We start from the raw sequence: 18,890 nt of genomic DNA, 5'->3' as shown, positions 1-18,890 counted from the left end.
TGCAACCATGGAAAGGCTTGTTTTGGTGCGCCCGATGAGGGGCGCTGAAGTTTAGGGAGTTGCAATGGACGCACGGCTTGAAGCCATCCGGGACACGGTGCTGGCACGGAATCCCGGCGAAGGGGAGTTCCACCAGGCCGTCACCGAGGTCTTCGAAAGCCTCGGCCCGGTCCATGACCGGCACCCCGAATTCCTGGAGGGCGCCGTCCTGGAGCGGCTCTGCGAGCCCGAACGGCAGATCATCTTCCGCGTCCCGTGGGTGGACGACGCGGGCCGCTTCCAGATCAACCGCGGTTTCCGGGTGGAGTTCAACTCGGCGCTTGGTCCCTTCAAGGGCGGACTGCGGTTCCACCCCACGGTGAACCTTGGCATCGTGAAGTTCCTCGGCTTCGAACAGATCTTCAAGAATGCCCTCACCGGGATGCCGATCGGCGGCGGCAAGGGCGGTTCCGATTTCGACCCCCGTGGTCGCTCCGACGCCGAGATCATGCGCTTCTGCCAGTCCTTCATGACCGAGCTGTACCGCCACATCGGCGAGTACACGGACGTCCCGGCGGGGGATATCGGCGTCGGCGGCCGCGAAATCGGCTACCTCTTTGGGCAGTACAAGCGGATCACCAACCGCTACGAATCCGGTGTCCTTACCGGCAAGGGCATCTCCTGGGGCGGCTCCCTGGTCCGGCCCGAAGCCACCGGCTACGGCACCGTGATCTTTGCCGAGGAAATGCTCAAGACCCGGGGCCTTTCCCTGGACGGCCAGCGCGTGGTGGTTTCCGGGTCCGGCAACGTCGCCATCAACGCGATCGCCAAGGCGCAGACGCTCGGCGCCAGCGTGGTCGCCTGCTCCGATTCCTCCGGTTACATCGTGGATGAGGCCGGGATCGACGTCGCGCTGCTGCGCCAGATCAAGGAGGTGGAGCGCGGCCGGCTCAAGGAGTACGCAGCCCGGCGTTCCGCCGTCACCTACGTGGACGGCGGCTCCGTCTGGGACCTCGACGCGACTGTGGCCCTGCCGTGCGCCACTCAGAACGAGCTCGACGGCGACGCGGCCGCGCGGCTGGTCCGCAACGGGCTGCTCGCGGTGGGGGAGGGCGCCAACATGCCCTCGACCCGTGACGCCGTCGCGGTGTTCCAGGAGGCCGGCATCCTGTTCGGCCCGGGCAAGGCCGCGAACGCGGGAGGCGTGGCAACCTCCGCGCTGGAAATGCAGCAGAACGCCAGCCGCGATTCCTGGTCCTTCGCGCACACAGAAGAGCGGCTCACCGAGATCATGGTCGGAATCCATGACCGCTGCGCGGCCACCGCGGACGAGTACGGGGACCCGGGGAACTACGTGCTGGGCGCGAACATCGGCGGCTTCGTGAAGGTGGCCGACGCGATGCTCGCCCAAGGCCTCATCTAGGACCTCCCGCGCCGCCCCACTCGCGGAACTGCGGGCTACTTCTTGAGGATCCGCACGTGGTCGGGGGTCAGCTCCGAGATTCGGCTGACGCCCAGCAGGGCCATGGTGCGGAGCATGTCCTTTTCCAGGATCTCGATGGCCCGGTCCACGCCGGCCCGTCCGCCGGCCATCAACCCGTAGAGGTAGGCGCGGCCGATCAGTGTGAAGTCGGCGCCCAGGGCCAGTGCGGCGATGATGTCGGCGCCGCTCATGATGCCCGTGTCCAGAATGACCGCCGCGTCGCTGTTGTCCGCCTTGAGCGCCGCCGAGACGTCCGGAAGCAGGTGGAACGGGATCGGCGCCCGGTCCAGCTGGCGGCCGCCATGGTTGGACACCACAACGCCGTCGGCGCCGTGGTCTACCACCCTGCGGGCGTCCTCGACGGTCTGGATGCCCTTGACCACGAGCTTGCCCTTCCACGTTTCGCGCAGCCAGTCGAGGTCGTCGAACGTCAGGGTGGGGTCGAACATCGAGTTGATCAGGTCCGCGACCGTTCCGGTGTAGCGCGACAGTGACGCGAAGGTCAGCGGCTCGTGGGTGAGGAAGTTGAACCACCACGCCGGCCGGTAGGACGCGTCCAGCACGGTCTTGACGGTCAGTGCCGGCGGGATGGTCATGCCGTTCCGGACGTCGCGCAGCCTGGCCCCGGCGACGGCGGTGTCCACGGTGACCATCAGGGTGTCGTTGCCGGCCCTGGCGGCGCGCTCGATCAGTTCCAACGAACGGTCGCGGTCCGTCCACAGGTAGAGCTGGAACCAGTTCCGGCCGCCGGGTGCTGCGGCGGCCACGTCCTCGATGGAGGCCGTGCCCATGGTGGAGAGGGTGTAGGGGATGCCGGCGGCGGCGGCGGCCTGGGACCCGGCGTACTCGCCCTCGGACTGCATCATCCGGGTGAAGCCGGTGGGTGCGATGCCGACCGGCAACCGGGACGGCTTGCCAAGGATCTGCGTCCCGAGGTCCACGCGGGAGACGTCGCGCAGGATACCGGGGCGGAACTCGATGTCCAGGAAGGCCTCGCGGGCACGGCGGAGCGTGATTTCACCTTCGGCGGCACCGTCGGTGTAGTCGAACGGGGCCTGTGGGGTGCGCCGTTTGGCCATGTCCCTGAGGTCCCAGATGGTGCTGGCGCGCCGCAGCCTGGCGGCGCGGCTGAACTCGGGCTTCTTGAACTGCATCAGCGGGGCGAGGTCCGAATACTTGGGGACACGGCGCTTGAGGGCTGCCGGGATGCTCCCCGGGGCGGGTGCGGCTAAGGGGCTGCCCGTGCCGGTGTCTGCGGGTGTCGTGGGCGCCTCGGGGATGCCGGGTTCGATCGTCTGCGTCATTGCTGCCTCCGGGCAGGTCTGGTGTTCCTGGATGTCGGGACCCCGCCGGACCAAGGAGCTAAGCTCAGCCGTCGGGGGAGTGTGGTCCAACCACAGTCTAGGCGTGTGGTCCAACCACATCAAGTAGTATGAGCGCATGCGTACCCACCAGCTTGTCCTGCAGTGGATCGAGGGCCAGCTTTCCAGCGGCCAACTGGCTGTGGGCGGGCGGCTCCCGGCCGAGCGCTCGCTCGCCGAGCAGCTCCAGGTCTCCCGCACATCCGTCCGGGAAGCCATCCGCGTCCTGGAGGCTATGGGTGTGCTCCGCGCCGGGGTGGGTTCGGGCCCGGATGCGGGGACCGTCGTCATCGCCGATCCCACCGCGGCCCTGGGCTCGGCGCTCCGGCTGCACGTCGCCACCTCGCACCTGCCCGTCCGGGACGTCGTGGAGACGCGCGTGCTGCTGGAGTCTTGGGCCGCCTCCCGGGCGCGGCCGGAGTCGCCCGCCCTCGCCGAGGCGGCCCGGCTGCTGGAGCAGATGGACGGCTGCGCCGGGACGGAGGAATTCCTTGGCCTGGATGTCCGCTTCCATCTGGCCCTCGCGGATGCCGCGGGCAATGCCGTGGTCAGCGCGATGATGGGTTCCCTGCGCGAAGCCATCCAGGATTATGCCGGACGCCTCACCGGAAACCTCCCTGACTGGGATGCCACTGCCACCAGGCTCCGCGCGGAACACCGGGGGATCCTGGCGGCCATCACCAGTCACGACGGCGGCCGCGCGGCGCAGCTGGTGGCGGACCATATCGAGGGCTACTACGCGGAAGCCGGGCTGGGCCCCGGGGCGTGACCCCACAGCTGATCTTTCGGCCAGGGCCACTATGTTACGGGCCGGACTTTGCCGAGGAGACAATCGCCGGGCTATGGTCGAGTCATGACTAACCGTTGGTATGCGTATTTTTCGTTGGCTCTGGAGGGGCCCGCGTCTAGCTGACACGCATCCAACCTTCCTTCAGAGCCAACAGGGCAGAGATCATTCTCTGCCCTTCGCCATTTCCCGGCGGGCTCTGATCTGGGCCCGCTCCGCACCCCCGGAACAGGACCCCCGCACATGAGCATCGAAGCAGCCCCCGAATCCCAGCAGTCCACCTCGAACCTGCGTGTCAGCGAGTTCACCCCGCTGCCGACCCCGCAGGACGTCGTCGCGGAACTGCCGCTGGACACCCGCCTGGCCGACGTCGTCGCCCGGGGCCGGGACGAGGTGCGCGCCATCATGGACGGGGTCGATGACCGCCTGCTCGTCATTGTGGGGCCCTGCTCCATCCACGATCCGAAAGCCGGCCTGGAGTACGCCCGCCGGCTGGTTAGCCAGGCCGAGCAGCACAAGGAAGACCTGCTGATCGTGATGCGGGCATACTTCGAGAAGCCCCGCACCACCGTGGGCTGGAAGGGCCTCATCAACGATCCCCGGCTCGACGGCAGCCACGACATCGCCGCCGGGCTGCGCGCCGCGCGCCGCTTCCTGCAGCAGGTCACAGCGCTCGGCCTGCCGGCGGGGACCGAGTTCCTGGAACCCATCAGCCCGCAGTACATGGCGGACCTGGTCTCCTGGGGCGCGATCGGCGCCCGCACCACCGAAAGCCAGATCCACCGCCAGCTGGCGTCCGGGCTGTCCATGCCGATCGGCTTCAAGAACGGGACCGACGGCGACCTGCAGGTCGCGCTCGACGCGTGCAGCGCCGCCGGGGCGGCGCAGGCGTTCCTCGGCATCGACGGCGACGGCCGGGCGGCTCTGGTCTCCACCGCAGGGAACCCGGACACCCACATCATCCTCCGCGGCGGGCGAAAGGGGCCAAACTACTCCGCCGCCGATGTCGAGGCCACCACCGCCAAGCTCGCGGCCAAGCAGCTCAACCCGCGCCTCATTGTTGACGCGAGCCACGCCAACAGCGGCAAGAACCACCACCGGCAGGCGGAAGTCGCCCTCGAAATCGGCTCACAGCTGGAGCACGGAGGTGCCTCAGCCGGGGCCATTGCCGGCGTCATGCTGGAGAGCTTCCTCGTGGGCGGTGCCCAGAACCTCGACGTCGACGAGCACGCCGCCGGAGCGGACGCGCTGGTCTACGGCCAGAGCGTGACAGACGCCTGCATGGACTGGGACGTCACGGCCTCGGTACTGACGCAGCTTGCGGCGTCCGCGCGCATCCGCCGGACGCGGGCCTAGGAAGTCGGGCCGGCAGGGCGGAGCCGCGGAATTTCCGTTTCCGGCACCTGGGATTGCGGCGCAAGTCTTTCACATGGGCACCATCAGCCCCTACAGTATCTAGTACATGGTTGTTTGATGACTCAGCATCGGCACACCGCCATGTCACTCAGATGGGGCTGTCGTTCGCTTGAGTAAAGGAATAAGGAAATGTCTTCGGAGGCTAACTTCTCCAACGCACGCTTCTTGACCGTGGCCGAAGTCGCGGATGTGATGCGCGTGTCCAAAATGACCGTGTACCGGCTTGTTCATTCCGGCGAGATGCCGGCAGTCCGTTTCGGGCGCTCCTACCGGGTGCCGGAAACCGCCGTCGAGCAGTACCTCAAAGGTGCTGTTGTCGACGGGCACACGGAAACAGCTTGACCCTTCCGCGTCTTCTGCGGCCGGAATAGGGCCTGCAGGAGACCATGAGGCGTCAGCGGTCGTGGTGTGCCCCCGATAGGCGGTACCCTGTTAAGGAACGTTTTACGTCATTGTAAGAACCTGTCAGTTGTACAGTCTGCTGCTTAGACCGCGGACCCTTTCCAACAGGCAGGTACTGCATCTAGCCGGTAAGGAACTTTCGTGGGTTCAGTTATTAAGAAGCGTCGCAAGCGTATGGCCAAGAAGAAGCACCGCAAGCTGCTTCGCAAGACGCGCCACCAGCGTCGCAATAAGAAGTAGAGATACTTCACACCATGTGAATGCCCGTTGCCGTTATGGCAGCGGGCATTTTCTTTGGCGTCCCACCCGTGGTTCGGAGATGCGCCGCGGATTCGGACGGGCGCTCCGGGTTCGGACGGGCGACGCGGGTTCGGACTGACGCTACGCGGGTCCACGCAGCGTCCGTCCGAAAGTGCAGCGTGAGGCAGGAAGCGTAGCGGAAACGGGCGGGTCGGTCGGCGGTGCGGGTCAGACGGTGGGCCCGCGGAAGCGGGAGAACCCCCGCCAGAGGCCGTAGATGGCTCCTCCAACAGTGGCGGCCTTGAGCCCCAGGGTGGCCGCGCGCCGTCCGGAGCGGAAGTCGTAGACCGGCCAGTTATGCTCGCGGGCATGGCGGCGGAGCCGGGAATCGGGGTTGATGGCCACGGGGTGCCCCACCATGCTCAGCAGCGGAATGTCATTGTGGGAATCGCTGTAGGCCCAGCAGCGGGCCAGGTCCAGGCCCTCGGTCTCGGCCATCGCGCTGACGGCCACCGCCTTGGCCGGGCCGTGCAGGATCTCGCCGACCAGCCGGCCGGTGTAGGAGCCGTCCAGGATTTCGCCCACCGTGCCGAGTGCGCCCGTGAGGCCCAGCCGGGTGGAGATCACCGTGGCCACCTCGATCGGTGTCGCCGTCACGAGCCAGACTTTGCGGCCCACCCGGAGGTGCTGTTCGGCGAGGGCCTTGGCCCCCGGCCAGATCCGGGATTCAATCATTTCGTCGTAGACTTCTTCGCCGAGCGCCTCAATGTCTTCAACGGTGAATCCGGAGGCCAAGCCCAGGGCGGTGTCGCGGACCGCGTGGACGTCATCCATGTTTTCCCCGCGCAGCACGAACATCAGCTGCTTCCAGGCAAAGCCGGCCGCCTGGGGAATGGTGAACGCCCCGCGCTGGTGCATCTTGCGGGCCACATGGAACAGGCTGGCGCCGCGCATCAGGGTGTTGTCGACGTCGAAGAACGCGGCTTCGCCGTGCTGCGGTGCTGCAACAGGCTCAGTGACCACAGCGGCGTACTTCTCTTCGGGCATGCCACGAGTCTAGTCAACGCCGGGGCCCGTTCCCGCCGCCCTGCCGCGGCGGTGGTGCCGGATGTGCCGGATGTGTCGGGTCGCGTCGACGCGGGACGGGCCGCCGGGCTACCGTGGAGCCATGCCGAACCCCGACGTCGTCCTCATCACCAAAGCCGACTGCCACCTGTGCTCGGCGGCGCGGGCAGCCGTCGACCGCGTGACAAAGAGCCTGGGAATCGGTTGGCGGGAACAGCCGGTGGATGACGACGCCGAACTGCGGGAGCGCTTTGCGGAGGAGATCCCGGTGGTGCTGGTGGACGGTGTCCAGCGGGACTTCTGGAAGATCGATGAAGTCCGGCTGGAGCGGACACTGCGGCGGGTGCTGGACCGGCAGGCCTGACGCGCCGGGAGCGGTCCGACAGACTGCTTTGTTCGCTGAACCGCGGGGGCTCTAGAGTGGAAGTCACAACGCGACTCAATGGAGCAGATAGTGACTTCGCTCGATTCATCCCCTGAGGCGCTGCCCGGGGGAGCAGGGACTGCCTCCAAGCAGATTCCGCCCGCAGCCGTGGCCCGGCTGACCATCTATCTGCGTGCCCTCACCACCCTGCTTTCGGAGGGCGTGGACAGGGTGTCCTCCGAATCCCTGGCCGAGGCCTCAGGCGTCAGCTCCTCCACACTCCGCAAGGACCTTTCCTATGTCGGCTCCTACGGGACCCGCGGCGTCGGCTACGAAGTGCAGTACCTCAACCGGCACATCGCCGCGGCGCTCGGCCTGACGCACGACTGGAAGGTCGCGATCGTCGGTGCCGGCAACCTCGGCAAGGCCCTGGCCCGGTATGGCGGGTTCGAGTCCCGCGGGTTCGATATCGTTGCGATTTTCGATGCCGACCAGTTGGTGGTGGGCAGCGAGGTGGGCTGGCTGCGTGTCAGTGACGCCGCGGATCTGGAGCCGGTGCTGCAACGGACCGGCGCCAACATGGTGGTCCTGGCCCTGCCGGCCGCCGTGGCCCAGGACGTCTGCGATCGTGTGATTGCCGCCGGTGTGCGCAGTATTCTCAGCTTTGCGCCGGTGATGTTGCAGGTGCCGCCCGGCGTGAACCTGCGCAAGGTGGATATGGCCACCGAACTCCAGATCCTTGCCTACCACGCACAAAGGGCGCAGGACCCGGAGGATGCTGACTAGTTTCAGTCAGCCGTCCGGCTCCCGCGCCCTCAGCGCTGGTACCTGGCCGCCGGATACGGCGGCCGGGTTTCCCTGCTTAGTGCTGGTGCTTGTTAGTGCTGGTGCCTAGTACGGGCCGCCCGGCTGCCCGTACGGGTTGGCAAACGGCTGCTGCTTACTGAAGTACGGCGACGCTGCCGGCAGGTACAACAGCACAATGCCGGCGATCCCGAGGAGAACGGCCAGCGTGCCGAGGCTCAGCGGGAAAATGCTGAAGATCGACAAGGCCGCGAAGACTGTGCCGAGGATCCGTGCCCAGTTCTTGCCTTTGCGCACGTTCAGGGCGACCAGGGCGTAGAGCCCCGCACTGATCAAGGCGAACACGAGGATGCTGCCAACGAGGACGCCCCGGATGTCCTCAAAGCTGACGTCCGCGCCGCTTGCGGACATCTGCTCTTCGAACATGTTCCGCATATCGGGGGAGTCCAGGGTGCCGAGGGCCATCAGCAGGGAGAGGATCCATACCACGCCGGACGCGACGATGAGCCAAAAGGCCGTGTTGACCAGCTGGGGCATGCCGGACGTGGCCTGCGGCTGCTGGGAGGGGTACTGGGCATAGGGGGACTTGCCGTACTCGGGCTGTCCATACCCTTGCTGTCCATACCCTTGCTGACCGGGCTGCGGCTGGTTGTACTGCGGCTGGTTCTGGCCGTACTGGGGAATCTGCGGTGCGTTCTGACCGTACTGCGGCGCGGACTGACCATACGGTGGCGCGGACGGCGCCTGACCATACTGCGGTGCCGAGGGCGGCGTCTGTCCGTACTGCGGGGCGGACGGCGGCTGCTGACCGGGCTGCGGCTGGTTCTGGCCGTAGCGGGGGGCCTGCTGGTCGCCGGGCTCGGGGGCGTCCGGGTTCGACGGCGGGACTGGCGGGATGCTCATGGGCGTTCCTTTGCATGGCGGACTGGTTCGGATACCGGAAACAGCTTCCTGCCCTGCCCCCAGCATGGTTACGTCCACCGTACCGCGCACCGGCGTCAGGGCGGATCATTCCGGAGAGGTATTCTCACCGCGCGTCAGGCGGGCGCCGCGGGGTGCGTCCACGGGCAGGGGGAGGCCGCCGCGGCAGGGCTCGGACGGTAATCAGGGATGGTTCAACTGCGCCCTCGCAGCGAGGCGAACCATGCCTGCGAGTTGGGCAGCCACATCAGCACGGTCGCCACGAGGCTGATGACGAAGCCCGGCCAGCTGCCGCCGCCCCGGCCGTCGGCCGCACTCGCGTTGAGGATGGCCAACAGCAAGGAGATGCCGGCGACCATCGTGAGGGCGAAGCGGGCCCATTCGTGCCCTTCCTTCATTTTCATGGCAAGGATCACCTGCGCCGCGGCGAGGGCGAGTGCCAGGAGCACCAGGAGGAGCACCACGAACCCTAGACCAGGAGCCACTGCCAGGAGCACGAAGGACCCGAAGAGGCCGATGACGCCGCCGAGCAAGCCCAGCAGTCCGCCGATGAGCCAGATCCAATAGGCGACCTTGAGCTCAGTCGGCAGCCACGTCACCGTAAACATGCCGGAGAAACCTTCGCGCGGCATGGCGTCGTTGAAGTTCCGCGGCCGGTCCGTCGGCAGTTCAAAGCGGAAGCCCCCAGCCGGGCGGCCCGGCGCTTGATCCCCAAGTGGCGGCTGGTAATCCCGCGGCTGGTAGCCCGGAGCCTGGTAACCCTGCTGCGGCGGCTGGTTGCCCTCCGGCGGAGCCGGCGTGACCCGAGGCGGCTCGGCGCCAGCGGGCGGGACGGTGCCCGGCTGCGGGGGCCGGGCACCCGGCGGCTGCGGCGGGGGTACCTCATTGGGGTTGCTCATGGGTCTCACTGTAGACCGCGAATCTGGCGGTATCTAGGGAATCTGGGTGTGTTGCGGAGCATGTCGGAGCGGATCAGAAACGGGCCGCCGCGCACTGCTCAAACGGCCCTCGGCCTCGGCGGCCGCAGTCCGGGATAAACGCGGCACCCCGCTCCGTCGCAAGGACGAAACGGGGTGCCGGAGGCTGAAAGCCCCAGGGTGGCCCGGTCGCGGGGACCGGCCAGCCATGTGGTGCGGACTAGGCCGCGGGGGCGATGAAGGCCAGTTCCAGGTTGACGGCAACCTTGTCGCTGACCAGCACGCCGCCGGCTTCGAGGACTGCGTTCCAGGTCAGGCCGAAGTCCTTGCGGCTGATCGTGGTCTCGGCGGACAGGCCGGCGCGGGTCATGCCGAACGGGTCGACTGCAACGCCGTTGAACTCGGTCTCGAGGGCCACCGGGCGGGTAACACCCTTGATGGTGAGCTCGCCCTGGAGTTCGTAGGCGTCACCCTTGGGGACGATGGTGTTGGAGACGAAAGAGATTTCCGGGAACTGCTCGACGTCGAAGAAGTCCTCGCCGCGGACGTGGCCGTCGCGGTTGACGTCGCCGGAGTCGAAGCTCGCGGTCTTGATGGTGGCGTTGACCTTTGAGTCGGCCACGTTTTCGGCGAGGTCCAGGGTGGCCTCTGCGTCCTTGAACTGGCCACGGACCTTGCTGATGCCCGCGTGGCGGACGGTGAAGGCAATCTCGCTGTGCGAGTTGTCGAGGGTCCAGGTGCCGGTGGTGACGTTTGCGGGAAGTGCCATGGTGTTTCTCCTTGAGTCGGGTGCTGCGCTTGGTCTGGTCGTTAGTTGAAGCATCATTTGTTGAAGTCTCAACTAACTGCTTCACCCAGTATAAACATGCATTTGCATCTTTTATTCCAACTGCGGGGAACATTTTTCAAAACGCCTCAGTTCTACTTCATGTAGAAGATTTCGAATCGCCCGACATCTTTGAGAAACTGGTACACATGCCCCAAGCCACTGTTCATTTGCTCCGCCACGGCGAGGTCTACAATCCCGATGGCGTCCTGTACGGCAGGCTGCCGGAATTCCACCTGTCCGAGCTTGGCAGGGAGATGGCCCGGACGCTTGCCGAGCACTTCAGGGAGCGGACCGCACAGGGAGCGAATATCGTCCACCTCGCTGCCTCGCCGCTGACGCGCGCGCAGGAGACGGCGCAGCCCATCTCCGAAACGCTCAACCTCCAGATCGCCACCGAGGCCCGGATCATCGAGGCAGCTAACTACTTCGAAGGGCTCCACGTCGACAAGGCGGAGATCCTCAAGCCGAAGCACTGGCCCATGTTGCGCAATCCGTTCCGGCCCTCCTGGGGCGAGGCCTACAAGGACCAGGCCGCCCGCGTTATGGCCGCGGTGCAGGACGCCCGCCTGCGGGCCATCGAACTCGGAGGCGAGGGTGCTGAAGCCATCCTCGTCAGCCACCAGCTACCCATTTGGGCCACCCGGCTCAGTGCCGAGGGCAAGCCCCTGTGGCATGATCCGCGCAAGCGCGAATGCACGCTCACTTCGGTCACGTCCCTGGTGTTCGACGACGCCGGGAACCTCCTGCGCGTCGAGTACAGCGAGCCTGCTGCCGCCCTTCTCCCCGGTGCGTCCAGCACCCCCGGAGCCTGAGCATGACCGGAAACAACGCCAGCGCGTCACCCGTGTCCCGCCGCAGCGTCCTGACGGCGGGCGGTGCGGCCCTCGCCGCCGTACTGGGCCTCTCCGGTTGCGCCCAGGAGGACGCGCTGGCCCAGCAGGCCAAGGCCGGAGACAACAAGAACTATGTGGCCGGCGACGGCTCGGTGACGGAATTCGCCGTCGCAGACCGCAAGAGCCCCATCGCCATCCAAGGCACGCTCTTTGACGGCACTGCTGTGACTGCTGAGGCCTTCCAGGGCCAGGTGACGGTGCTCAACTTCTGGTTCGCGGCCTGCGCACCCTGCCGGGTGGAGGCGCCCACACTGGAGGCCCTGCACCAGGATTTCAAGAGCCAGGGCGTGCAGTTCTTCGGCGTCAACCTTCGCGACGAAAAGGCCACGGCGGAAGCGTTCGACAAAACCTTCAACCTGACCTACCCGAGCTTCAACGACAAGGACGGCGCCGTGCTGCTGGCCGTATCAGGCCTGGTCCCCCCGGGAGCGGTGCCTACCACGCTCGTCCTGGACAAGCAGGGCCGGGTGGCGTCCCGCGTTCTCGGCGAGATCCAAAAGGGCACCTTGAAGTCACTTATCGCCGCTGCCGTGGCCGAGTAGCGGGCCGGCCACCGTGAACAGCCCCTTCGCCGAAGCCATCCTGAGCGGATCGCTAGTGCTTGCCATCCCGGTGGCGCTGCTCGCCGGGTTCGTCTCCTTCCTGTCGCCCTGCGTGCTGCCCCTCGTGCCGGGGTACCTGGGCTACGTCACGGGACTGACCGGCGTCGACCTCCAGAAGCAGAAGCGCGGCCGCATGCTGGCCGGCATCGGGCTGTTTGTCCTGGGCTTCTCCGTGATCTTTGTCTTGCTGGGTGGGGCGTTCGGGCAGCTGGGGACCCTGATCACCGGCTCGCAGAACGCCTGGATCACGCAGGTCCTGGGCCTGCTCGTGATCGTCATGGGCGTCGTGTTCATGGGCGGCTTCGGCTGGCTCCAGCGCGACGCCAAGATCCAGTCCAAGCCGCCGGCGGGGCTGTGGGGTGCGCCGCTGCTGGGCATCACCTTCGGCCTGGGCTGGGCGCCCTGCATCGGCCCGACCTATTCCGCGGTCCAGCTGCTGAGCCTCTCCGGCGGATCGTCGGCGACCAAGGGGGCCTTCCTGGCGTTTGTGTACAGCCTGGGCCTGGGCATCCCCTTCCTGCTGATTGCCCTGGCCGTGCGCCGCGGCATCGGCGTGATGTCCTTCTTCCGCAAGCACCGGCTCGCCATCCAGCGCATTGGCGGCGGAATCCTGGTGGGGCTGGGCCTGCTGATGGCCACCGGCTTGTGGGGGACCTGGGTTTCCGAGTTGCAGTACTGGTTCCAAACCGATGTGAAATTGCCGATCTGATGAGCGAGCGAGTGAACGAAGAGAAGAATCTCCCAGCCGACGGCACGAAGCGCGCCGGCCCCCAGCCTGACGGCCCCCAGCCCGACGGCACGAAGCCGGACGTCACGTCCGGCGTCACCAAGCCCGGCGGCACGTCCGGCGGAGCCGGTGTGAAATCCGGCAGCAGTCCAGTCGCGGCCGCAAAGGCTGAGGCTGTCCTGCCCACGCTTGGCCCAATGGGCATGCTCCGCTGGGCCTGGACCCAGCTGACCAGCATGCGCACCGCGCTGTTCCTGCTGCTCATGCTGGCCGTCGCTGCGGTCCCCGGCTCGCTCTTTCCGCAGCGGCCCGCCAACCCGTCGATCGTCACGCAATACATCAAGGACAACCCGGATTACGGCAAGATCCTCGACTCGCTCCAGCTCTACGATGTGTACTCCTCGGCGTGGTTCTCTGCGATCTACATCCTGCTCTTTATCTCGCTGATCGGCTGCGTGGTCCCGCGCGCCATCGCGCACTACAAGGCAATGCGGTCCCAGCCCCCGCGGACGCCTGCGCGGCTGTCCCGGCTGCCCGAATACGGCACGCTCGTGATCCCCGCCAAAGCCGGGATCCCGGCGTCGGAGGCTATTGAGGACGCGGCCGCACTCCTGAAGAAGCGCGGCTACCGCGTCGACGTCCGCGATCGCGACGGCGCCCGGCCATCGGTGGGCGCGGAACGCGGTTTCCTGCGCGAAGTCGGCAACCTGGTCTTCCACACCTCGCTGATCGGCGTGCTGGTGTCCGTCGCAATCGGCGGGCTGTTCGGGTACAGCGGGCAGCGGATCCTCGTCGAGGGCGACACGTTCGTGAACACCCTCGTCGGCTATGACCAGTTCACTCCGGGCACCAACTTCCAGAGCAGCCAGCTGCAGCCGTACTCGGTCCAGCTGGACAAGTTCCAGATCACTTTTGACCGGGAATCCGAGGGCAAGGTCGGCCAGCCGATCGACTTCAAGGCCGACGTGACCACAAAGGAATCGCCGGATGCGCCCGCCAAGAAAGACGTGCTGAAGGTCAACGACCCTCTCACCCTCGGCGGCACCAGCATGTACCTCACGGGCAACGGTTACGCCCCGGTGGTCACCATCCGCGACGGCGCTGGCAACGTCGCCATGCAGGGTCCGGTGGTGGCCAAGCTGCAGGGCGATAACTACTATTCCTCCGCCGTCATCAAGGTCCCGGACGCCAAGCCGGAGCAACTCGCCTTCGCCGGCTTCTTCCTGCCCACCGCGTTTGTCACGGATGAAGGCGTGTCCTTCAGCGGCGATCCGGAACTGTTCAACCCGCAGCTGACCCTGAACTCGTACTACGGCGACCTCGGCCTGGACGACGGCGCCCCGCAGAACGTCTTCGAACTCGACGTCAAGAAGCTCACACCGCTCAACGCCCGCAACCTCGACGCCGGCGGCATCACCCTCGCACCGGGCGCCAGCTACACCCTGCCGGACGGCAAGGGCTCCATCAGCTTCGACGGCGTGAAGCGCTACGTCGGCGTCGATATCCACCACAATCCGGGCCAGCTGTATGCCCTGATCTTCGCGCTCCTGGCGGTGGCCGGCCTGGTCACTTCCCTGTACGTGAACCGCCGCCGTGTCTGGGTCCGGACGGGTACCCACGACGATGGCCGCACCATGGTGGAGTACGGGCTCCTCGCCCGCGGCGAGGACCACCGGCTGGCCGGGGAGGCTGCCGCGATCCGCAGGCTGCTCGCCGGCGCCTGGGATCTCGAGGACCAAGGCTCCCAGTCGGCTCCCAGCGGGAGCGCGGATAATGACCGGGCGGACACCTCCAATCCCGGTACCGGTACGGGTGCTGATACCGAGCAGGACTCAGCGGACCACCCCGCAGCAGACTTCATCCAGTCAACAGCAGGCTCTTCCGAGTCAAAGAAGGATCAGTAATGCTCCCCATCAACGAAACCATGGGCCAGTACAGCGAGTTGTTCATGCTCCTCGCGGCGGGCACCTACACGGTGGCTTTCATCGCCTTCGCATGGGACCTCGCCAAGAGCAGCAAGACGCTGCGCGCGGTGGACCTGAAGGCCGCCGAGCTGTCAGGTGCCGACGCCGCCCGCGTTCCGGTCGCTGCCGGCGTCGGGGAGTCCTCCGGTGCTGTTAACCGGGCCGACGGGGACGTGGCAGGGCCCGTTGGCCGGGCTGAACGCCCGACGTCGTCCGTGGCGGGTGCCGCTGCCGGGAACGCCGCCGGGGTTGGCCAGACCGCCGACGGCACCATGCGCTACTCCGCCGAGCGCCGCGCCCCCGCACGGGTCGCCGTCGCCCTAACCGTGCTGGGTGCCGCCATCCACGCGGCCGGCGTCATCACCCGGGCCATCGGCTCGGGCCGGGTGCCGTGGGGGAACATGTACGAGTTCCTGACCACCGGTGCGTTCGTGGCCGTGGCCGTCTTCCTGCTGGTCCTGGTCCGGCGCGACCTGCGCTTCCTGGGCACCTTCGTGGTGGGCCTGGCGATCATCATGCTCGTGGCCGCCTCTGTGGCGTACTGGACGCCGGTGGGCCACCTCGTGCCCGCGCTGCAGAGCTACTGGCTGATCATCCACGTTTCTATCGCGGTGCTGTCCTCCGCGCTGTTCACCTTGACGTTCGCGATGTCCGCGCTGCAGCTGGTCCAGTCGCACCGGCAGAAGACCATCGCTGCCGGCGGCGCCGACAAGCTGGGCTTCATGCGCCTGGTCCCGTCCGCGCTGAGCCTCGAGAACCTCTCCTACCGGATCAATGCCATCGCCTTCGTCGGCTGGACCTTCACGCTAATGTTCGGCGCCATCTGGGCCGAGAAGGCCTGGGGCCGCTTCTGGGGCTGGGACACCAAGGAAGTCTGGACGTTCGTGATCTGGGTGGTCTACGCCGGCTACCTGCACGCCCGCGCCACTCGCGGCTGGACCGGAACCCGTGCCGCCTGGCTGTCGATCGTGGGGTACCTCTGCGTGGTCTTCAACTTCACCATCGTGAACCAGTTCTTCAACGGCCTGCACTCCTACTCGGGGCTGTAACCGGCCGCTCCATGGCTCCGCGAGCTGCCACGAACGGCCGCTACGGAACTCCACGGGGCTCCCTGGGCTCCGCGATGCTGCCGTTCGCCACAAGTGGCCGCTATCCCACCCCGGATAGCGGCCATTCGTGTCAGCTGGGTGGAGCGGGGGCGGTGCGCTTGGGACTCCGGGCCGGCTCGGAGGTCCAGCCGCGCTCCTGTAGCGCCGCCCGCACCCGGGTCACGGCAGTCGGCGTCATGCCGGGTGCCAGCGGGTCCAGGTCCGTCTGCGTCAAGACGACAACGCGCCATCCGCCATCCCTGGCGTTTTCATCTCGAAAGATGTCGCTGCGGCGCTGCGCCGGATCGGCGTGATGCGCGCCGTCGTACTGGATCGCGACCTTCTCCCGCTCGTAGGAGAGATCCGGGTCCTGGATCCAGCAACCGGTCTCGTCGAAAATCGGGACGTTGATCCCGGGCTCCGGCAGACCATGGCGAGTCAGGAGCAGCCGGAGTTCGGTCTCTTTGGGTGAGTCCGTGTGGGCGCGCATCAGTGCCCGGGCACGCATGGCACGCCGGTAGCCCGGCTTGCCCCGTTTCCCGGCGAGCAACGTGTCCAGGGCATCGACCGTGGTCAGCGGGTTCCTCCGGCGCAGCAGAAAGTCGCCGGCCATCACCAGATCATCGAGGCTCAGTGTGCCGGCGAGGTCGAACCACGTCCGCAGTGGGGACGTGCAGCTCACCCAGACCCCGGCCACGATCTCGCCCGGTTCGAGTGACTGCTGATGGCCCACGACATCCTTGTAGCGCACGGCCCGTCTGCCCGGATCACTCGTCAGGTGCACGACAGCCAGGTCCGCCAGTGAAGCCGGCAGGGGGAAGCCCCACAGCGCCGCCGCAGACAGGTAACTCACTACAGTGCCGGTCACAGCAGTCAGGGCGCGCAACCGTTCCATCAGGCCACTCTGGGTGGTTGCCGGGACGCGCACACCGTGGCAGGGGTTGACGAGATCCCGGGCCCGGGTTCGACGTCGGCTCAGCCCGGCGGCGCGGGCCTCGGCCACGGTGAAGGGGTGGTTGCGAAGCTGCGGGGGAAGCTCGCTGGGCAGGTGCATACGGGCATCCTGCGACCGTCAGGAAGTGTCTCGGAGGTTATCCACAGTGTGGAGGAGGAGAGGGTCCTGTGAGCGGCCGCGAAAAGGATAACGAATGCTGTGAGGCGCCAGCCGGGTACTACTTGACCTCGTCGGTGCCCTGCGCGTCGCCGCTGCCGGAGGCCTCGCCTGACTCGGACGCCCGAGTGCCGGGGGTGCCCTTGCCGTCGTCGAGCTTCTTTTCTTTGGCGTCCAGCTCGTCCTTGAGCTTCTTGAGCCGGTCGGCTTCGGTCTGCTGGCGGCGGCGGAGTTCGAGATTGCGCAGGAATTCCGGGTCGTCGTCGGGAGCTAGGGGGTGGCTGTAGTTGGCGCGCGCTGGGCTGGTGCCGCGGGGGCGGCCGATGAGGAACCACAGGATGGCACCGATCACCGGAAGGACAATCTGCACCACAATCCAGGCCGGCTTTGAGATGCCCTTGGTCTCGCGAGGGTCAGTGCGGATCACGTCGACGAGCCCGTAGACGAACACGACGATGACGGCGACGACAACCACTACACGGAGCATGTAATCAGTCTAGCCTCCGGGGGACTCTCCGGCTTCTCCCGGTGAGCCGGCGCCCGAGGAATGCATTTGTGGGGCGCCGGAGATGGGTCCCAGGCGGGCAGGATACGGGCGTCGGTGGGCCGGGCCGCCACGGGGCGGCTAAACTTTGAGTGTGGCTTTCCTGAAATACTCCCTGATCCGGCTGGCGCTCTTTGTGCCCTTGTTCGCGCTGTTCGTCTACCTGCAGCTCGGATGGCTACTGGCCGTCCTCTGCGCGGGAATGATGGCCTTCGCGATCAGCTTCCTCTTCTTCCAGAAGCAGCGCGACGCCGCCGCCGCATCACTGCACCACCGATTCTCGGGCCAGGCCAAGCCGTTGCGTAGCGCCGGAGAAGTTGACGATGCCGACGCCGAAGACCGCCTCGTCGATGAGCACCCGGACATCACTGTCCACACGGACCGCCGCCCAAAGGACGCCTAGCCTCGTCACAGCTGGCGAAAACCCCGCGGCACAGGCCGCGACACCCGCGCCCGCCCGAAGTACCGCTAGAACCCGTGGCTCAGCACCAGGCCCAGGGAGAACAGCACCGCATATCCGAGGTTGATCAGCCCTGTCTGCTTGAGCACCGGAATCAGGCTCTTGCGGCGCCGGCCGGAGATCATCAGCCAGGACGGCATCAGGCTGGCCGGGATCAGCAGCAGCACGATCAGCATCCAGGGCCGGGTCGGAGCCAAGACGATCGGCAGCAGGATCGCGACGGCGAGCATCAGCACGTAGCTTTCCCGCGCATGTTTGTCGCCGAGCCGCACGGCCAGGGTCTTCTTCCCGGCCTTCCGGTCGGTGGGGATATCGCGGACGTTGTTGGCCATGAGCAGCGCACAGGCGATGAGGCCCGTGCCGATCGCACCGATGATGGCGGCGAGGCTGATCTGGCCGGCCTGCGTGTAGGTTGTGCCGAGCGTGGCGACAAGGCCGAAGAACACGAACACGAACAAATCGCCCAGGCCCATGTAGCCGTAAGGGTTCTTCCCGCCCGTGTAGCCCCACGCCGCGAGGACGCAGCCGATGCCCACCAGGATCAGCCACCACGTCTGCGAGAGGATGACCAGCGCCAGGCCGCAGACCATCGCCAGCCCGAACGCGGCGAATGCCGCGTATTTGACGTGCTCGGGCTTCGCCGCGCCGGAGCCGACCAGCCGGAGCGGGCCCACGCGGTCCTCGTCGGTGCCCCGGATGCCGTCCGAGTAATCGTTGGCGTAGTTCACGCCGACCTGCAGCAGCAGGGCCACCAGCGCGGCCAGCACGGCATGGAGCGGCAGGAATGCGTCCATCTCGTACGCGGCCGCCGTGCCGATCAGGACAGGCGCGATCGCGGCCGGCAGCGTGCGCAGTCGGGCGCCTTGGATCCATTGAGCGGCAGTTGCCACGTTGAGTACCTCGTGTTGGTTTGGTTCAACCGGGAGTGCCCGG

General features: G+C 67.0%; 21 protein-coding genes. 13 read left to right on the top strand and 8 right to left on the bottom strand.

The window, feature by feature from the left end:
• Positions 1-64 precede the first annotated feature (64 nt).
• Positions 65-1,402, top strand: coding sequence for an NADP-specific glutamate dehydrogenase (gdhA, locus tag ASE96_RS17965; protein WP_056433654.1), 1,338 nt, complete (start codon positions 65-67; stop codon positions 1,400-1,402).
• Positions 1,403-1,437: 35 nt separating this feature from the next.
• On the opposite strand, the gene ASE96_RS17960 is transcribed toward gdhA, so the two are convergent.
• Positions 1,438-2,766, bottom strand: a complete 1,329-nt coding sequence (locus ASE96_RS17960) for an alpha-hydroxy acid oxidase (RefSeq protein WP_056433651.1) — start codon at positions 2,764-2,766, stop codon at positions 1,438-1,440.
• 136 nt (positions 2,767-2,902) lie between these two features.
• Here ASE96_RS17960 and ASE96_RS17955 point away from each other — a divergent pair, with 136 nt between their 5' ends.
• The 4 genes from ASE96_RS17955 to ASE96_RS19000 all read left to right on the top strand — a co-directional run bounded on the left by ASE96_RS17955 (position 2,903) and on the right by ASE96_RS19000 (position 5,668).
• Positions 2,903-3,592 carry a FadR/GntR family transcriptional regulator gene (locus ASE96_RS17955; RefSeq protein WP_056433648.1) on the top strand — a complete coding sequence of 230 codons (690 nt, stop codon included), beginning with the start codon at positions 2,903-2,905 and terminating at the stop codon, positions 3,590-3,592.
• A 261-nt stretch (positions 3,593-3,853) separates the two neighbouring features.
• The gene (locus ASE96_RS17950) at positions 3,854-4,966 is read left to right on the top strand and encodes a 3-deoxy-7-phosphoheptulonate synthase (protein WP_056433646.1); all 1,113 of its coding nucleotides are present in this window, start codon (positions 3,854-3,856) and stop codon (positions 4,964-4,966) included.
• Between the two features lie 189 nt (positions 4,967-5,155).
• Positions 5,156-5,368 (top strand): helix-turn-helix domain-containing protein, encoded by a 213-nt coding sequence (locus ASE96_RS17945; RefSeq protein ID WP_024365616.1) that lies wholly within the window; start codon positions 5,156-5,158, stop codon positions 5,366-5,368.
• A 201-nt stretch (positions 5,369-5,569) separates the two neighbouring features.
• Entirely contained in the window at positions 5,570-5,668 is a 99-nt protein-coding gene (locus ASE96_RS19000) for a 30S ribosomal protein bS22 (RefSeq protein WP_003792170.1), read from the top strand.
• Between the two features lie 228 nt (positions 5,669-5,896).
• Here ASE96_RS19000 and ASE96_RS17940 read toward each other — a convergent pair whose 3' ends face one another.
• Positions 5,897-6,715, bottom strand: a complete 819-nt coding sequence (locus tag ASE96_RS17940) for an HAD family hydrolase (RefSeq protein ID WP_056433643.1) — start codon at positions 6,713-6,715, stop codon at positions 5,897-5,899.
• Between the two features lie 121 nt (positions 6,716-6,836).
• Here ASE96_RS17940 and ASE96_RS17935 point away from each other — a divergent pair, with 121 nt between their 5' ends.
• Together ASE96_RS17935 and ASE96_RS17930 are read left to right on the top strand one after the other, a co-directional pair.
• Positions 6,837-7,097, top strand: a complete 261-nt coding sequence (locus tag ASE96_RS17935; RefSeq protein ID WP_056433640.1) for a glutaredoxin family protein — start codon at positions 6,837-6,839, stop codon at positions 7,095-7,097.
• A 90-nt stretch (positions 7,098-7,187) separates the two neighbouring features.
• On the top strand, positions 7,188-7,883 hold the full coding sequence (locus ASE96_RS17930; RefSeq protein ID WP_056433856.1) for a redox-sensing transcriptional repressor Rex: 696 nt from the start codon (positions 7,188-7,190) through the stop codon (positions 7,881-7,883).
• Between the two features lie 105 nt (positions 7,884-7,988).
• On the opposite strand, the gene ASE96_RS17925 is transcribed toward ASE96_RS17930, so the two are convergent.
• From ASE96_RS17925 to ASE96_RS17915, 3 genes are all read right to left on the bottom strand, one after another.
• Positions 7,989-8,804 (bottom strand): hypothetical protein, encoded by an 816-nt coding sequence (locus ASE96_RS17925; protein ID WP_056433638.1) that lies wholly within the window; start codon positions 8,802-8,804, stop codon positions 7,989-7,991.
• Positions 8,805-9,016: 212 nt separating this feature from the next.
• A complete protein-coding gene (locus tag ASE96_RS19660) occupies positions 9,017-9,721 on the bottom strand; it encodes a hypothetical protein (protein ID WP_235500334.1) in 705 nt (234 codons plus the stop codon).
• Between the two features lie 238 nt (positions 9,722-9,959).
• Entirely contained in the window at positions 9,960-10,508 is a 549-nt protein-coding gene (locus ASE96_RS17915) for a YceI family protein (RefSeq protein WP_056433633.1), read from the bottom strand.
• A 206-nt stretch (positions 10,509-10,714) separates the two neighbouring features.
• Between ASE96_RS17915 and ASE96_RS17910 the strand changes: the two genes are divergently transcribed.
• The 5 genes from ASE96_RS17910 to ccsB all read left to right on the top strand — a co-directional run bounded on the left by ASE96_RS17910 (position 10,715) and on the right by ccsB (position 15,803).
• Positions 10,715-11,380 carry a histidine phosphatase family protein gene (locus tag ASE96_RS17910; protein WP_056433630.1) on the top strand — a complete coding sequence of 222 codons (666 nt, stop codon included), beginning with the start codon at positions 10,715-10,717 and terminating at the stop codon, positions 11,378-11,380.
• A 2-nt stretch (positions 11,381-11,382) separates the two neighbouring features.
• Positions 11,383-12,003 carry a TlpA family protein disulfide reductase gene (locus ASE96_RS17905; protein WP_056433629.1) on the top strand — a complete coding sequence of 207 codons (621 nt, stop codon included), beginning with the start codon at positions 11,383-11,385 and terminating at the stop codon, positions 12,001-12,003.
• Between the two features lie 13 nt (positions 12,004-12,016).
• Positions 12,017-12,772: a cytochrome c biogenesis CcdA family protein gene (locus ASE96_RS17900; protein ID WP_056433626.1), complete on the top strand. Its 756-nt coding sequence runs from the start codon at positions 12,017-12,019 to the stop codon at positions 12,770-12,772.
• A 215-nt stretch (positions 12,773-12,987) separates the two neighbouring features.
• Positions 12,988-14,694, top strand: coding sequence for a cytochrome c biogenesis protein ResB (gene resB, locus ASE96_RS17895; RefSeq protein ID WP_156367666.1), 1,707 nt, complete (start codon positions 12,988-12,990; stop codon positions 14,692-14,694).
• Positions 14,694-15,803: a c-type cytochrome biogenesis protein CcsB gene (ccsB, locus tag ASE96_RS17890; protein ID WP_056433623.1), complete on the top strand. Its 1,110-nt coding sequence runs from the start codon at positions 14,694-14,696 to the stop codon at positions 15,801-15,803. Before resB ends, ccsB begins: the two co-directional genes overlap by 1 nt.
• A 130-nt stretch (positions 15,804-15,933) precedes the next feature.
• On the opposite strand, the gene ASE96_RS17885 is transcribed toward ccsB, so the two are convergent.
• Together ASE96_RS17885 and ASE96_RS17880 are read right to left on the bottom strand one after the other, a co-directional pair.
• Positions 15,934-16,896: a hypothetical protein gene (locus tag ASE96_RS17885; RefSeq protein WP_056433620.1), complete on the bottom strand. Its 963-nt coding sequence runs from the start codon at positions 16,894-16,896 to the stop codon at positions 15,934-15,936.
• A 118-nt stretch (positions 16,897-17,014) separates the two neighbouring features.
• A complete protein-coding gene (locus ASE96_RS17880; RefSeq protein WP_056433617.1) occupies positions 17,015-17,440 on the bottom strand; it encodes a PLD nuclease N-terminal domain-containing protein in 426 nt (141 codons plus the stop codon).
• 151 nt (positions 17,441-17,591) lie between these two features.
• Here ASE96_RS17880 and ASE96_RS17875 point away from each other — a divergent pair, with 151 nt between their 5' ends.
• Positions 17,592-17,900 (top strand): DUF4229 domain-containing protein, encoded by a 309-nt coding sequence (locus ASE96_RS17875; protein ID WP_056433614.1) that lies wholly within the window; start codon positions 17,592-17,594, stop codon positions 17,898-17,900.
• 65 nt (positions 17,901-17,965) lie between these two features.
• Here ASE96_RS17875 and ASE96_RS17870 read toward each other — a convergent pair whose 3' ends face one another.
• Positions 17,966-18,847 (bottom strand): 1,4-dihydroxy-2-naphthoate polyprenyltransferase, encoded by an 882-nt coding sequence (locus ASE96_RS17870; RefSeq protein WP_056433611.1) that lies wholly within the window; start codon positions 18,845-18,847, stop codon positions 17,966-17,968.
• Positions 18,848-18,890: the final 43 nt, after the last annotated feature.

It is taken from the genome of Arthrobacter sp. Leaf69, from assembly GCF_001422645.1.
Lineage (GTDB): Bacteria > Actinomycetota > Actinomycetes > Actinomycetales > Micrococcaceae > Arthrobacter.
Note: the sequence above shows the minus strand (reverse complement) of the source record. Positions and strands in the feature narration are given on the sequence as shown.

Excerpts from the sequence above, each read along its gene's own strand:
- gdhA (WP_056433654.1), top strand. The coding sequence starts at position 65 with ATGGACGCACGGCTTGAAGCCATCCGGGACACGGTGCTGGCACGGAAT.
- ASE96_RS17960 (WP_056433651.1), bottom strand. The coding sequence starts at position 2,766 with ATGACGCAGACGATCGAACCCGGCATCCCCGAGGCGCCCACGACACCC.
- ASE96_RS17955 (WP_056433648.1), top strand. The coding sequence starts at position 2,903 with ATGCGTACCCACCAGCTTGTCCTGCAGTGGATCGAGGGCCAGCTTTCC.
- ASE96_RS17950 (WP_056433646.1), top strand. The coding sequence starts at position 3,854 with ATGAGCATCGAAGCAGCCCCCGAATCCCAGCAGTCCACCTCGAACCTG.
- ASE96_RS17945 (WP_024365616.1), top strand. The coding sequence starts at position 5,156 with ATGTCTTCGGAGGCTAACTTCTCCAACGCACGCTTCTTGACCGTGGCC.
- ASE96_RS17940 (WP_056433643.1), bottom strand. The coding sequence starts at position 6,715 with ATGCCCGAAGAGAAGTACGCCGCTGTGGTCACTGAGCCTGTTGCAGCA.
- ASE96_RS17935 (WP_056433640.1), top strand. The coding sequence starts at position 6,837 with ATGCCGAACCCCGACGTCGTCCTCATCACCAAAGCCGACTGCCACCTG.
- ASE96_RS17925 (WP_056433638.1), bottom strand. The coding sequence starts at position 8,804 with ATGAGCATCCCGCCAGTCCCGCCGTCGAACCCGGACGCCCCCGAGCCC.
- ASE96_RS19660 (WP_235500334.1), bottom strand. The coding sequence starts at position 9,721 with ATGAGCAACCCCAATGAGGTACCCCCGCCGCAGCCGCCGGGTGCCCGG.
- ASE96_RS17915 (WP_056433633.1), bottom strand. The coding sequence starts at position 10,508 with ATGGCACTTCCCGCAAACGTCACCACCGGCACCTGGACCCTCGACAAC.
- ASE96_RS17910 (WP_056433630.1), top strand. The coding sequence starts at position 10,715 with ATGCCCCAAGCCACTGTTCATTTGCTCCGCCACGGCGAGGTCTACAAT.
- ASE96_RS17905 (WP_056433629.1), top strand. The coding sequence starts at position 11,383 with ATGACCGGAAACAACGCCAGCGCGTCACCCGTGTCCCGCCGCAGCGTC.
- resB (WP_156367666.1), top strand. The coding sequence starts at position 12,988 with ATGGGCATGCTCCGCTGGGCCTGGACCCAGCTGACCAGCATGCGCACC.
- ccsB (WP_056433623.1), top strand. The coding sequence starts at position 14,694 with ATGCTCCCCATCAACGAAACCATGGGCCAGTACAGCGAGTTGTTCATG.
- ASE96_RS17885 (WP_056433620.1), bottom strand. The coding sequence starts at position 16,896 with ATGCACCTGCCCAGCGAGCTTCCCCCGCAGCTTCGCAACCACCCCTTC.
- ASE96_RS17880 (WP_056433617.1), bottom strand. The coding sequence starts at position 17,440 with ATGCTCCGTGTAGTGGTTGTCGTCGCCGTCATCGTCGTGTTCGTCTAC.